Here is a 13117-nt window from a genome sequence, read left to right as displayed (position 1 = left end):
CGATATTATGCGTCCCCCTGCCCGGAGAGGCAATCACCGGGCGACAGGGTACGGGCACGCGGCCGCGCAAACCGCGCAATTGCCGCTAGCGTACAGAGCGACTGCCGCTATCCCGTGTGCTGTAGAGCGAAACCAGAACGCCTCCCGCCAGCAGTGCGAAGGTCACACCAAGCGAAATACCCGCATGGATCTTGATATCCAGCCCATGGAGCAGGATCTTGCAGCCGATGAAGATCAGCACCAGGGACAGGGCGTACTTGAGATAGACGAACCTGTGCATCAGCGCCGCCAGGGCAAAATACAGCGAACGCAAGCCCAGGATGGCGAAGATGTTCGAGGTATAGACGATGAAGGGATCCTGAGTGATGGCAAAGATCGCCGGCACGCTGTCCACGGCAAACACCAGATCAGCCAGCTCGATCAGCACCAGCGCCAGGAACAGCGGAGTGGCAAACAGCACGACCTTGCCGGTCTTGTCCGGCAGGCGCACGAAGAAGTGCGAGCCATGCAGTTCATCGGTCACCCGGAAGCGCTTGCGGATGAAGCGCACCACGGGATTCTGCGAGAAGTCCTGATGCTCCTCCTGATCCTTGCTGAAGAACATCTTCACCCCGGAAAACAGCAGGAACACGCCGAAGATGTACAGAATCCACTCGAACTCCTGCACCAGCGCCGCGCCCAGGCCGATCATGATGGCGCGCAGCACTATCACCCCGAGAATCCCCCAGAACAGGACCCGGTGCTGATACAGACGCGGAATACCGAAGAAGCCGAGAATCATCGCCATGACGAAGACGTTGTCCATCGACAAGGACTGCTCGATCAGGAAACCGGTATAGAACTCCAGCCCGCTGGCCGCCCCCCGGTCGAACCAGACCCACAGACCGAAAAGCATGCCGACGGTGAAATAGCCGCTGTACAGCAGCAGACTCTCGCGCACCTCGATCTCGTGCTCATCACGGTGCAGCACGCCGAGGTCAAAAGCGAGAATACCCAGCACTATGGCCAGGAAAGCGAACCACTGCCAGGCGGCAGTGCCAAGAAAAGGTGTGGTTAAAAAGGCAAGCAACGAGTCCATCGGCCCCTCCAGTCAAGGTATGTAATCAACTCATGACTCCGACATCACGGTGGCCGCAACCACCGCCAGAGGGGCCCGGCGTCATGCGGCACTCATGATATAGCCGCCCCTTTTCTCTGACAAGCAGAGCGGCGACGGGGTCCCTTGAAATAGTTATTCGTCACTTACCCGGTATATCTGTATTTCTACGTGCCTGCATCTTTGTATGTCTGTGCCGGCCTCTGCCGTTGGTACGACCCTGCTGCAAATCCGCGCCAGGTCGTGCTGGGGTGCAGGGCCGTGCCGACACGCTGCAAGTACGTCCCTGTAAGCTCGCGGTTTTCATCCCTGAAAACCGACGGTCGGCACAACCCTGCACCCCCAGCCCGCCTACACACTCCGAGCCGCTGGAAGAAAAACCACCAGCAACTCCCAAGTTTCTGCCGTTGCGCTGGGACGCCCCTGACACGACCGTTTGATGTCAGGGATGACATCAACGAGCCCCCAGGGACGGGTTCACGGCGTGTCGTGGCAGGGGCGTACCAGCGCAGAGGCTTGCACAACCCTGCAAGCATCTGCTGCACCAATCGTCCCCACCAAAAAACACACATCTTCAGCAGGGAACCGCCCAAGGGGTTAAAATGTCGGTTTTGCTTAAACCGGAACATCCATATCAGCATGTCTGACACCCCGATTCTGTTCTCCGCCCCCCTGCGCAACAACCTCGGCAACCGTACAGCCTGGGGTAACCTGCCGGCGGCGGCGCGGGCGCTGGCGATTGCCGAGGCCGCCCTGCAGCACAAGGGCCTGAGCCTGGTCATCACCCGGGACACCGCCGAGGCCGACCGGCTGGAGCAGGAACTGCGCTTCTTCGCCCCGCAACTGCCGATCACCAGCTTCCCCGACTGGGAAACCCTGCCCTACGACAGGTTTTCGCCGCACCAGGACATCATCTCCCAGCGACTGGAAACCCTGTATCGCCTGCCGCAGATAGAACAGGGCATTCTCGTGGTGCCCATGATCACCCTGCTCCACCGCCTGCCCCCGCGCAACTTCCTCCGCGGCTCGGTGCTGATGATGAAAGTCGGACAGCGGCTTGACATCGACCGCATGCGGCAGAACCTCGATGCCGCCGGCTACCGCTGCGTGGATACCGTCTACGAGCATGGCGACTACGCCGTGCGCGGCGCGCTGCTGGATCTCTACCCCATGGGGAGCCGCCTGCCCTACCGCATCGACCTGTTCGATGACGAGATCGAAACCCTGCGCACCTTCGATCCGGAGACCCAGCGTTCGATCGACAAGGTTGACAGCATTCACCTGCTGCCTGCCCGGGAATTCCCCCTGGACAAGAGCGCCCTGACGGGCTTTCGCGCGCGTTTCCGTGAGCGCTTCGAGGTCGACCACCGGCGCTGCCCGCTGTATCAGGACCTGAGCGACGGTGTGGTGCCGCCCGGCATCGAGTACTACATGCCGCTGTTCTTCGAGGAACTGGGCAGCCTGTTCGATTACCTGCCGGACAGTACCCAGCTGTTCAGCCTGCCCGGCATCGAGGACAGTGCCAGTCAGTTCTGGGCGGATGTTCGCAACCGTTTCGAGGAACACGGCATAGACCCGACCCGGCCACTGCTGCCGCCGGCGGAGCTGTTCATGGCGGTTGAGGAATGCTTTGCCCGGATCAAGGTCTACCCGCGCATCGTCTGCCACGACAGCCCTCTGCCAGCCGCAGCGGGCGTGGTCAATTTCGACTGCAGCCCTCCGCCGGAGCTGCCGCTGGACAACAAGCTGGAACGGCCGCTGCATCTGCTCGAGCAGTTCACTGCCGAGTTCAAGGGGCGCACCCTGTTTGTCGCCGAAACCGCCGGACGGCGTGAGGTGCTGCTGGAGATGCTGACCCGCATCCCGCTCAAGCCGGAACTCGTGGACAGCTGGGCCGAGTTTGTCAAAGGCGAGCTGCCCTGCGCCATCACCATAGCGCCGGTGGACGAGGGCCTGCTGTGCAACGACCCGGCCATTGCCCTGATTGCCGAAAGCCAGCTGTTCGGCCAACGCGTCATGCAGCGCCGGCGGCGTGGCAAGGCCACGGATCTGGGCGACGCCATCATCCGCAACCTCACCGAGCTGCGCGAGGGCGCGCCCGTGGTGCATATCGACCATGGTGTGGGTCGCTACCGCGGCCTGGTCAACCTCAGCGTCGAGGGCCAGGAAGCAGAGTTTCTCAAGCTGGAGTATGCGGACGAGGCCACCCTCTATGTGCCGGTCGCCAACCTGCACATGATCGCCCGCTACAGCGGTGCCGACACCGACAGCGCACCGCTGCACCGCCTGGGCTCGGATCAATGGCAGAAGGCCCGGCGCAAGGCCGCCGAGAAGGTCCGGGACGTGGCCGCCGAACTGCTCGATGTCTATGCCCGCCGCGCTGCCCGCAAGGGCTACAGCTTCAACGATCCGGATCAGGACTACCAGACCTTTGCCGAGGCCTTCCCCTTCGAGGAGACCGCGGACCAGCAGGCAGCCATCGATGCAGTGATCAAGGACATGACCAGCCCCCTGCCGATGGACCGGCTGGTGTGCGGCGATGTCGGCTTCGGCAAGACCGAGGTGGCCATGCGCGCGGCCTTCCTGGCGGTGCACAGTGGCCGCCAGGTCGCAGTACTGGTACCCACTACCCTGCTGGCCCAGCAGCACTACAACAGCTTCAAGGACCGCTTCGCTGACTGGCCGGTGAAGGTCGAGGTGCTGTCACGCTTCAAGTCGGCCAAGGAAATCAAGGCCGCTACCGAAGCGCTGGCCGAGGGCAAGGTGGACATCATGATCGGCACCCACAAGCTGCTGCAGAGCGATGTGCGCTTCAGCGATCTGGGGCTGGTGATCATCGACGAGGAGCACCGCTTCGGGGTGCGCCAGAAGGAGCGGCTCAAGGCCCTGCGCAGCGAGGTGGACATTCTCAACCTGACCGCCACGCCGATCCCGCGGACCCTGAACATGGCCATGACCGGCATGCGCGACCTGTCGATCATCGCCACGCCGCCGGCACGGCGACTGTCGGTCAAGACCTTCGTCATGCAGCAGCAACCGGCGGTGATCAAGGAGGCCATCCTGCGCGAGCTGCTGCGTGGCGGCCAGGTGTACTTCCTGCACAACGAGGTGGAAACCATCGAGAAGTGCGCGGCAGATCTGGCCGAGCTGGTGCCCGAGGCGCGCATCGGTATCAGCCACGGTCAGATGCCCGAACGCCAGCTGGAGCAGGTAATGCGCGATTTCTACCATCGCCGCTTCAATATCCTGGTGACCTCGACCATCATCGAGACCGGCATCGACGTGCCCAGCGCCAACACCATCATCATCGAACGGGCCGACAAGTTCGGCCTGGCCCAGTTGCACCAGCTGCGTGGACGGGTCGGCCGCAGCCACCACCAGGCCTATGCCTACCTGCTGACCCCGGCCGGACGCAAGCTCACCGGGGATGCGGAGAAGCGCCTGGAGGCCATTGCAGCCGCCCAGGATCTCGGCGCCGGCTTTACCCTGGCCACCCACGACCTGGAGATCCGGGGTGCAGGTGAACTGCTCGGCGAGGGCCAGAGCGGCCAGATCCAGGCGGTGGGCTTCAGCATGTACATGGATATGCTCGAGCGCGCGATCAAGGCGATCCAGCAGGGCAAGGAGCCGGAGCTGGAGAATCCGCTGGGCGATGTGCTGGATATCAACCTGCGCCTGCCGGCATTGATCCCCGACGACTACCTGCCGGATGTACATGCACGCCTGACCCTGTACAAGCGGATCGCCAATGCCGCCAACGACGACGAGCTGAAGGATCTGCAGGTGGAAATGATCGACCGCTTCGGGCTGCTGCCGGAGCAGGTCAAGACCCTGTTCCGCATCACCTCGCTGAAGCTGCGCTGCGCACCGCTGGGGATCACCCGCATCGACGTCGGACCCGAGCACGGCCGCATCGAATTCGGTGCCGACACCAGTGTCGATCCCATGGTACTGATCCGACTGATTCAGGAAAGCTCGCAGCGCTACCGGCTGGAAGGTGGCAATATACTGCGTTTCAGTGCCCCCATGGGCCAGGCCGCGCTGCGCCTGAATACCGTTGAAGCGCTGATCGAACGGCTGCAGCAACCCGCTGCCGCAGCCCCCGGCAAAGGAAAACGCTGATGAAATCGATAACCCGCAACCGGCTGCAACCGCTGCTCGCCACCGCCCTGCTGACCGGCAGCCTGCTGGCCGAAGCCCAGGAATATCTGGTCGAACTGCTGGTGTTCAGCCAGCCCGGCGCACAGCTGACCCCCGCCGCCGGCCCCGGAACGGACTGGGATGAGCGCGCCACCGCGCTGGACGACACGGTGCGCGGTGATATCCGCAGCATAGATCCCACCCGTCACCGGCTGGACAGTGATGCACGCAAGCTGGAAAGCAACGGCTACGAGATCCGCTTTCACCGGGCCTGGACCCAGCCGGCGGACCCGCACCTGAGCGTAGCCGTACGGAAGGGCCAGCCCATGACCGACGCCGGTGGTGACTTACTGTATCCGGTACAGGGTCTGGTCAGCCTGGATACCGATCCGCTGAGCGCTCGGGTCACCCTGTGGCTGAACCATGCCACCGCGGCGGAGCCGGTGAGCGAACGATTGCAGACCACCCGCCGCCTGCGCCTGGATGAGACCCACTATCTCGACCATCGCAGCCTCGGTGCCCTGATCCGCACCAGTCAGCCCTGAGCTGACCGGGCGGCGGGGCCGCCCGGTACCGTCTCTCAGAGCAGATCCGCCCGCCGCAGCAGCTCGACCGACCGCGCCCAGCGCGGATCGGCCTTGTAGTCGACGCCGACCACGCGCCGGGCCAGCATCCGCGCCGGCCGCTCGGAGGGTCGCATGCCGACCTGCTGGGCATGCACCAGCGCCTGTTCCGCCGCCGCCCGATCGTTGCACACCAGCAGCATGTCGCAGCCCGATGCCAGTGCCGCATCCACCCGCTGGGTCATGTCACCGGCGGCGTGGGCGCCGGCCATGGTCAGATCGTCACTGAAGATCACCCCATCAAAGCCCAGCTCTCCACGCAGGATGTCCTGCAGCCAGCGCCGGGAGAAACCGGCGGGCAGACTGTCCACCGCCGGATAGACCACATGCGCCGGCATGATCCCGTCCAGTTCACCGGCCAGGGCCGCGAACGGACGCAGATCGCTGTTGCGGATCTCCTCTTCGCTGCGCTCGTCCACCGGCAGGGCGAAATGGGAGTCGGCCTCGGCCCAGCCATGGCCGGGAAAATGCTTGCCGGTGGCGGCCATGCCTGCCCCGTGCAGCCCCTGGATGTAGGCCCGTCCCAGGGTTGTCACCTGTTGCGGATCACCACCCAGGGAACGATCACCGATGACCTGACTGCGCAGGTAATCCAGATCCAGCACCGGAGCGAAACTGATATCAATCCCGCAGGCGAGCATCTCCGTTGCCATCAGCCAGCCGGCAGCCTCGGCCAGCGCAGGCGCCGCATCTCCGCAACGGGCAATACGGCCCAGCGCCGGCAGACGCAGCACCTCGCGGCGCAGCCGCTGGACCCGGCCGCCCTCCTGATCAATGGCGATCAGCATGTCCGGACGCAGTGCACGGATGCTGTGCACCAGCTCGCGCACCTGGGCCGGTGACTCGGTATTGCGGGCAAAGAGAATGAGGCCGCCGACCTCGGGCTGCCGGAGCAGCTGGCGGTCTTCCGGTGTCAGCCAGTGACCTGCCAGATCCAGCATCAATGAGCCATGGGTCAAGGGAGTGCTCCTGATTTCAATGAGAGATTATTCGATAACGACTGCACAGCCGGCCGGGGTCATGTCGAACAGCGCCAGCATGTCGCTGTTGCGCAGGCGAATGCAGCCGTGGGACAGGGGGATGCCCATGGGCTGATCATCCCCGGTGCCATGCAGGTAGATGTAACGGCGCTGGGAGTCGCAATTGCCGCCCCGATTGAAGCCGGGCTCCTCGCCACACAGCCAGAGGATCCGCGTCAGTATCCAGTCCCGCTCGGGGTGGGCGGCAGCGAGTTCGGCGGACCAGACCTCACCGGTCGGCCGGCGACCGATGAACACCGCGCCCAGGGGCTGGCCTTCACCGATACGGGCGCGCACCCGGTGGCGGCCACGGGGCGTGCAGCCGCTGCCCTGCTGCTCACCGGGACCGGCCAGTGCCGTGGATACCGGAAAGCGGCAGACCTGCTGCCCTCCGGCATAGCCGGTGAGGCACTGGTGCTCGATGGATATGTGGATCAGATCCAGGGACATGCGCAGCTCCGCGGGAAAACCCACACGATAGCGGATCGGCGCCGGCGAGGTAAGCCCCGGCCGGCAGCTTCACTCCGCCGGCGCGGGCTCGGCGTTGTTCACCAGCTCGGCGCGCATGCCGGCAGCGAAGAACGGAACCATCTGGCGCAGGATCTCATCGGTACTGGCCCGGTCGCCGTACTCGGCCTCACCCATGGCCTTGAGCGCCTTCATGCTGGAAAGGGTGAAGGCGGCGCTGCCGAGCATGAAGTGCACCCGCCAGAACAGCACGTCCACCGGCAACTCCGGCGCACTGCGCAATACCAGGGTCATGTAGCGCTTGAACACCTTGCCGTAGACCTCACCGAGATACTTGCGCAGGTGTCCCTGGCTCTGACTGAAGGCCAGACCGAGCAGGCGCATGAAGGTGGACAGATCGTTGCCGCTGCGCGGCTTGACCGCCAGCACCAGGCGCACCAGCATCTCCAGCAGCTGTTCCAGTGTCGGGTCTGTGACCCCTGCCTGCTGCTGTCGATCGAGCTCCTGCTCCAGACTGGTAACGAAGGGATTGAGGAAACGGGTAAAGACCGCTTGGATCAACGACTTCTTCGAGCCGAAGTGATAGTTGACTGCGGCAAGATTGACCCCGGCCTTGCTGGTGATGAGCCGCAGCGAGGTTTCCGCGAACCCTTTCTCGGCAAACAGTTGCTCTGCAGCATCCAGAATGCGCTCGACTGTTTCAGACTGCGCCACAGACCACTCCACTATCAAAACGAATGTTTGAAACATACGTTTCAAGCGGGCTGGGTGTCAACCAGAAGATTTTTACCACAGTCCGTACCAAGTGCAAAATTCGACCCGGGGTTGCGCCGGGCCAAATGCTGTATATAATCACAGCAACTGTATAGAAAAACAGGCATGGACCAGATGCAGAAACTCACCGCACGGCAACAGCAGGTACTGGCTTTCATCCGGGAATACATGGCCAGCAACGGTTATCCACCCACCCGCGTGGATATAGCCCGCGAACTGGGCTTCCGCTCCCCCAATGCGGCCGAGGACCACCTCAAGGCCCTGGCACGCAAGGGTGCCATCGAGATGATCCCCGGCGCATCGCGGGGCATCCGCCTGCCCAATGATGCCGAGGCAGCCGATGAGCACAGCCTGCCGGTCGTCGGCCAGGTAGCCGCCGGCGCGCCCATCCTGGCACTGGAGAATATCGAGAACCACTGCCGCATCGATCCCGACTTCTTCAGCCCCCGCGCCGATTACCTGCTGAGGGTCCGCGGTATGAGCATGAAGGATATCGGCATTCTGGACGGCGACCTTCTGGCGGTCCATCGCACCAGCGAGGCACGCAATGGCCAGGTGGTGGTGGCCCGCATCGACGATGAAGTCACCGTCAAGCGCTTCCACAAGCAGGGGCGCAAGGTGTCACTGATCGCGGAAAACCCTGAATTTGCCCCCATCGAGATCGACCTGGGCGAGCAGGAACTCATTATCGAAGGCTTGAGCGTAGGCGTGATTCGCCACTGAAGGAGTAGACCATGCGGTATGCACGAAACGAAGGTTCAGCAGTACAACCGGATCTGTTGCATAACGCCCTGCTGGCCTGCCAGTCGGGTATGCAGTCACTGACGCAGGCACCCAGCTACGACGACGGACTGGATGAAGCCCCCGGCTCCAGCGAGATCGGCCTGCACGGCTCACCCCGTCAGTGCCTGCAGCTGCTGGCACCCATCCTGCGGGACCTGAGCCAGGCCAACAGCCCGGGATGGCTGAGCCTGATTGATCCGCCGCTGCCCATCAGCCAGAAGTGGCTGCGGGCCTCGGGACTGGACCCGCAACGCATCCTGATCATCCGCTCCCGTCGAGGAATGGATTCACTCAGGCTGTGCTGCGAGATTCTGGAACTGGGTTACAGTCACACCGTGGTCAGCTGGCTGTCCGATCCCGACCATGGGGAGCTGCTGGACCGATCGGCCCGGGCGGGACACTGTGCCAGCCTGAATATTCGCATGGAAGTTACCAGCTGACATTCACCCGACCGGAATGGCGGTTACCGGGCACTGCTGCTCAATGCAGCACCCGGTGCTCATCCAGATCCAGATCCGGATCATCCTCGAGAATCTGCCCGGCAACCTGCATGCCGGCGCCGATCATGACCTTGGCCACCTCGACATAGTTGCCCTGCAGAAATTCCCTGGCTTCCTCGGAAAACTCAATGATCAACAGCGGCTTGCCCTCTTCGTCCGGACGGCGCAGGGCAACCGTCCCGTCGGCAAGCTCAATGATCTCGAGAAAGGGTGAAGGCATTCGATGTCTCCTGTCAGTCAAGCCTGGCATTGTACCACACCCCAGCGGGGGAGCCTGACGCCCGCCCTACCACTCCTGAAGGTTCTGACGATAACGCTCGACCTGGGCGCGCAATGACGCCAGCGCCTCCTCGGCCTCCGCCAATCCCCAGGGTGGCGTCGCAGCCCCACCGACGATAAGGGCACCGGCGGCGCCCGCCCTGGCCGGTGGCGCCTGCAGCTGCTGCCAGGCGGACAGGATACCCGCAACCCAGCTGTCAGAACGTTGCCTCAGCTGCGCCAGCTCGGCCAGTTCAGGTCCGGGAAAACGCTCGATCTGTTCTGCGCGCAGCAGCTGTTCGACGCTCTGGGTCCCGGTCAGGGTCCAGCGGTAGCCGTCGGCAACCTCCTGGATAAGCCACAGCAGGCCGCGGTACAGATGAAAGACGGTGTGCTCGCGATGATAGGCAACCCGGGTAGCCGCGCCGATCTCCGTCGCAGCGGCAGCCTGGTGCCATTCACCCAGCGCCAGCCGGGCAAAGGCCAGCGCCTGATTGGTACGGGTATACAGCTCATCCGCCACGGGATTACCCCTTGACCTTGCGGCCGTCCTCGATCACCCAGTTCTTGCCATCATGGAAGGCACGCCAACCGGTCGGCTTGCCCTCGATCTCACTCTGCACGTACTGCTCCTTGCTCTTGCGACTGTAGCGTACCACGGTGGGATTGCCATCCGGATCGGCGACCGGTGCCTCGAGCAGGAAATGGTACTTGGGATCTATCGCCTCGGCGTGGGGCAACAGCTCGCGCACCAGAGGCGCGCGGGTCTCGCGATTCTTGGGAAACTGGCTGGCAGCCAGGAACAGACCCGAGGCCCCATCGCGCAGAACGTAGACGTCATCCACCTTCTCGCAGCGCAGCTCCGGCATCAGCACCGGATCCATCTTGGGCGGTGCCGCCTCGCCGTTGCGCAGCAGCTTGCGGGTATTCTTGCACTGCGCATTGGTGCAGCCGAAGTACTTGCCGAAGCGGCCGGTCTTGAGCTGCATGTCGCTGCCGCACTTGTCGCATTCGATCACCGGACCATCATAGCCCTTGATCTTGAACTGCCCCTGCTCCACCTCGAAGCCGCTGCAGTCGGGATTGTTGCCGCACACATGCAGCTTGCGGCGCTCGTCGACCAGGTAGCTGTCCATCGCTGTCGAGCAGATCGGGCAGCGGCGCTTGGCCCGCAGTACCCGGGATTCACCCTCATCGTCATCCGCCGCCACCTCGTTACCGGGTACCAGATTGACGGTCGCCTTGCAGCGCTCCTTGGGCGGCAGGGCATAACCGGAACAACCGAGGAACACCCCGGTGGAAGCAGTCCGTATCATCATCGGCCGACCGCACTCGACGCAGGGGATATCTGTCGGTGTGGGCTGGTTGGCGCGCATGCCCTTGCCTTCCTCGCTGGAACCGGCTGCCTCGAGCTTCTGCTTGAAATCGGCATAGAAGCGGTCGAGCACCTCCTTCCAGGGCACCTCACCTTCGGCCACGTCATCCAGCGACTCCTCCATGCGGGCGGTGAAGTCGTAGCCCATCAGATTGGGGAAGCTCTCGTTGAGGCGCTCGGTCACGATGTCACCCATCTTCTCCGCGTAGAAACGGCGGTTATTCAGGGTGACATAGCCACGCTCCTGAATGGTCGAGATGATGGAGGCGTAGGTCGACGGGCGGCCGATACCGCGCTTCTCCAGCTCCTTGACCAGACTGGCTTCGGAATAGCGTGCCGGGGGCTTGGTGAAGTGCTGCTTGGGATCCAGACGGACCAGACCCAGCTCGTTGTCCACCTGCATGTCCGGCAGCACCTCATCTTCGCCACCCTTGCCCTGGGGCGGCAGCACCCGGGTGAAACCGTCGAACTGCAGGATGCGGCCACGGGCACGCAGCTCGAAATTGCCGGCCTGGGCGGTGATGGTGGTCGACAGGTAGCGCGCCGGCGGCATCTGGCAGGCCACGAACTGGCGCCAGATCAGCTCGTAGAGGCGCTCGGCGTCACGCTCCATGCCCTTGAGATCGGTGGCCTTGAGCTTCACATCCGAGGGACGGATGGCTTCGTGAGCTTCCTGGGCGTTGGCCTTGCTGCCATAGACATTAGGTGTCTCGGGCAGGTACTGGGCGCCGAAATTCTTCTCGATATATCCCCGCGCCATGCTCACGGCATCGGCTGACAGGTTGGTCGAGTCGGTACGCATGTAGGTGATGTAACCCGCTTCGTACAGCCGCTGGGCCATCATCATGGTCTTCTTCACGCTGAAGCCCAGCCGCGTGCTGGCGGCCTGCTGCAGGGTGGAGGTAATGAAGGGCGCACTCGGCTTGGTAGTGGTCGGCCGCGCATCCCGCTTGGTGACGCGGTAACTGGCCGCCCTGAGCTGGGCCAGTGCCTTGTCAGTCTGCTCCTTGTTCAGCGGACGGAAGGCCCCGCCATTCTCCTTGACCACCTCGAAGCGCACGGACTCGCTCTTGGGTGTGGTCAGGTCAGCGTGCACTTCCCAGAATTCTTCCGGCACGAAGGCGCGGATTTCACGCTCGCGGTCAACGATCAGCTTGACCGCCACCGACTGCACGCGGCCGGCGGACAGACCGCGGGCGATCTTCTGCCACAACAGCGGTGACACCATGTAGCCGACCACCCGGTCCAGAAAACGCCGCGCCTGCTGGGCGTTGACCCGGTTCATGTCCAGCTCGCCCGGCTGGGAGAAGGCCTCCTGGATGGCTTTCTTGGTAATCTCGTTGAACACCACCCGACGGTAGCGGGATTCATCACCGCCGATGGACTCGCGCAGGTGCCAGGCAATCGCCTCCCCCTCGCGGTCCAAGTCCGTTGCCAGATAGATGGTGTCGGCTTCCCGGGCCAGACGACGCAGTTCGTCGATGACCTTTTCCTTGCCGGGCAGTATCTCGTAGCGGGCCTTCCAGCCGTTCTCGGGGTCAACGCCCATGCGGTTGACCAGCTGCATCCTTGCCTTGGTCGCCTTGTCGATGTCCGAAGCCGCCTTGGCACCCTTGGGTTTGCTCTCGGTCTTGCTGCTGCCACTGGTGGGCAGATCGCGGATATGTCCGATGCTCGACTTCACCACAAAGTCATTGCCAAGATACTTGTTGATCGTCTTCGCCTTGGCTGGTGACTCCACAATGACCAGTGCTTTTCCCATGGGTATTGGTGTTCCTCAATCAATGAATGCGGTGGCCCGCGCCGCCGGAGCCGACGACCCGCCGACGAACGGCAGGTCCGGAGGGCCAGAGCCTACACGTCTTCGCTGATAAAGGTAAAGCGTGGAGATGACTCGCCGTCGACCTCGACCTCTTCGGTGAACATTCCAACGGGGCGTACCCAGAGGTCGAAGTCGCCATAGAGTGTGCGGTAGACCACCAGCTGCTCGCCGGTCTCCGAATGCCGGGCGATGCCGATGACCTGATAGTCCTTTCCTTTATAGTGGCGATAGTGCCCGGGCTTGAGTGGCATGATCTGTT

12 protein-coding genes are annotated in these 13117 nt (G+C 63.3%); 4 read left to right on the top strand and 8 right to left on the bottom strand.

Annotated elements, in window-relative coordinates:
* Positions 1-85 precede the first annotated feature (85 nt).
* Complete coding sequence (locus VF673_RS02140; protein WP_440290701.1) at positions 86-1078, bottom strand: TerC family protein; 993 nt, start codon at positions 1076-1078, stop codon at positions 86-88.
* Positions 1079-1735: 657 nt separating this feature from the next.
* Here VF673_RS02140 and mfd point away from each other — a divergent pair.
* Together mfd and VF673_RS02130 are read left to right on the top strand one after the other, a co-directional pair.
* Complete coding sequence (mfd, locus tag VF673_RS02135; protein ID WP_440290700.1) at positions 1736-5218, top strand: transcription-repair coupling factor; 3483 nt, start codon at positions 1736-1738, stop codon at positions 5216-5218.
* On the top strand, positions 5218-5781 hold the full coding sequence (locus VF673_RS02130) for a CsiV family protein (protein ID WP_440290699.1): 564 nt from the start codon (positions 5218-5220) through the stop codon (positions 5779-5781). The genes mfd and VF673_RS02130 overlap by 1 nt, the downstream gene beginning before the upstream one ends.
* Positions 5782-5816: 35 nt before the next feature.
* Here VF673_RS02130 and nagZ read toward each other — a convergent pair whose 3' ends face one another.
* From nagZ to VF673_RS02115, 3 genes are all read right to left on the bottom strand, one after another.
* On the bottom strand, positions 5817-6800 hold the full coding sequence (gene nagZ, locus VF673_RS02125) for a beta-N-acetylhexosaminidase (protein WP_273124760.1): 984 nt from the start codon (positions 6798-6800) through the stop codon (positions 5817-5819).
* A 45-nt stretch (positions 6801-6845) separates the two neighbouring features.
* Positions 6846-7328 (bottom strand): L,D-transpeptidase family protein, encoded by a 483-nt coding sequence (locus tag VF673_RS02120; protein WP_440290698.1) that lies wholly within the window; start codon positions 7326-7328, stop codon positions 6846-6848.
* A 69-nt stretch (positions 7329-7397) separates the two neighbouring features.
* Positions 7398-8060, bottom strand: coding sequence for a TetR family transcriptional regulator (locus VF673_RS02115; protein WP_440290697.1), 663 nt, complete (start codon positions 8058-8060; stop codon positions 7398-7400).
* Positions 8061-8234: 174 nt separating this feature from the next.
* On the opposite strand from VF673_RS02115, the gene lexA reads away from it, so the two are divergent.
* Both lexA and VF673_RS02105 read left to right on the top strand, forming a co-directional pair.
* The gene (gene lexA / locus VF673_RS02110) at positions 8235-8843 is read left to right on the top strand and encodes a transcriptional repressor LexA (RefSeq protein WP_440290696.1); all 609 of its coding nucleotides are present in this window, start codon (positions 8235-8237) and stop codon (positions 8841-8843) included.
* An 11-nt stretch (positions 8844-8854) separates the two neighbouring features.
* A complete protein-coding gene (locus tag VF673_RS02105) occupies positions 8855-9343 on the top strand; it encodes an SOS-induced cell division inhibitor SulA (protein WP_440290695.1) in 489 nt (162 codons plus the stop codon).
* Positions 9344-9383: 40 nt separating this feature from the next.
* On the opposite strand, the gene VF673_RS02100 is transcribed toward VF673_RS02105, so the two are convergent.
* The 4 genes from VF673_RS02100 to VF673_RS02085 all read right to left on the bottom strand — a co-directional run bounded on the left by VF673_RS02100 (position 9384) and on the right by VF673_RS02085 (position 13109).
* Complete coding sequence (locus VF673_RS02100; RefSeq protein ID WP_090538566.1) at positions 9384-9623, bottom strand: hypothetical protein; 240 nt, start codon at positions 9621-9623, stop codon at positions 9384-9386.
* Positions 9624-9689: 66 nt separating this feature from the next.
* Positions 9690-10184 (bottom strand): DUF6586 family protein, encoded by a 495-nt coding sequence (locus VF673_RS02095; protein ID WP_440290694.1) that lies wholly within the window; start codon positions 10182-10184, stop codon positions 9690-9692.
* Between the two features lie 4 nt (positions 10185-10188).
* Positions 10189-12798, bottom strand: a complete 2610-nt coding sequence (topA, locus tag VF673_RS02090; protein ID WP_440290693.1) for a type I DNA topoisomerase — start codon at positions 12796-12798, stop codon at positions 10189-10191.
* 92 nt (positions 12799-12890) lie between these two features.
* Entirely contained in the window at positions 12891-13109 is a 219-nt protein-coding gene (locus VF673_RS02085; protein WP_440290692.1) for a DUF1653 domain-containing protein, read from the bottom strand.
* Positions 13110-13117 lie beyond the last annotated feature (8 nt).

It is taken from the genome of Halopseudomonas sp. Lyrl_26 (assembly GCF_051948695.1).
GTDB lineage: Bacteria > Pseudomonadota > Gammaproteobacteria > Pseudomonadales > Pseudomonadaceae > Halopseudomonas > Halopseudomonas formosensis.
The sequence above is the reverse complement of the archived record's forward strand: the minus strand, read 5'-3'. Positions and strand labels throughout refer to the sequence as shown.

Excerpts from the sequence above, each read along its gene's own strand:
- VF673_RS02105 (WP_440290695.1), top strand. The coding sequence starts at position 8,855 with ATGCGGTATGCACGAAACGAAGGTTCAGCAGTACAACCGGATCTGTTG.
- VF673_RS02100 (WP_090538566.1), bottom strand. The coding sequence starts at position 9,623 with ATGCCTTCACCCTTTCTCGAGATCATTGAGCTTGCCGACGGGACGGTT.
- VF673_RS02120 (WP_440290698.1), bottom strand. The coding sequence starts at position 7,328 with ATGTCCCTGGATCTGATCCACATATCCATCGAGCACCAGTGCCTCACC.
- VF673_RS02140 (WP_440290701.1), bottom strand. The coding sequence starts at position 1,078 with ATGGACTCGTTGCTTGCCTTTTTAACCACACCTTTTCTTGGCACTGCC.
- VF673_RS02130 (WP_440290699.1), top strand. The coding sequence starts at position 5,218 with ATGAAATCGATAACCCGCAACCGGCTGCAACCGCTGCTCGCCACCGCC.
- VF673_RS02085 (WP_440290692.1), bottom strand. The coding sequence starts at position 13,109 with ATGCCACTCAAGCCCGGGCACTATCGCCACTATAAAGGAAAGGACTAT.
- nagZ (WP_273124760.1), bottom strand. The coding sequence starts at position 6,800 with ATGCTGGATCTGGCAGGTCACTGGCTGACACCGGAAGACCGCCAGCTG.
- topA (WP_440290693.1), bottom strand. The coding sequence starts at position 12,798 with ATGGGAAAAGCACTGGTCATTGTGGAGTCACCAGCCAAGGCGAAGACG.
- lexA (WP_440290696.1), top strand. The coding sequence starts at position 8,235 with ATGCAGAAACTCACCGCACGGCAACAGCAGGTACTGGCTTTCATCCGG.
- mfd (WP_440290700.1), top strand. The coding sequence starts at position 1,736 with ATGTCTGACACCCCGATTCTGTTCTCCGCCCCCCTGCGCAACAACCTC.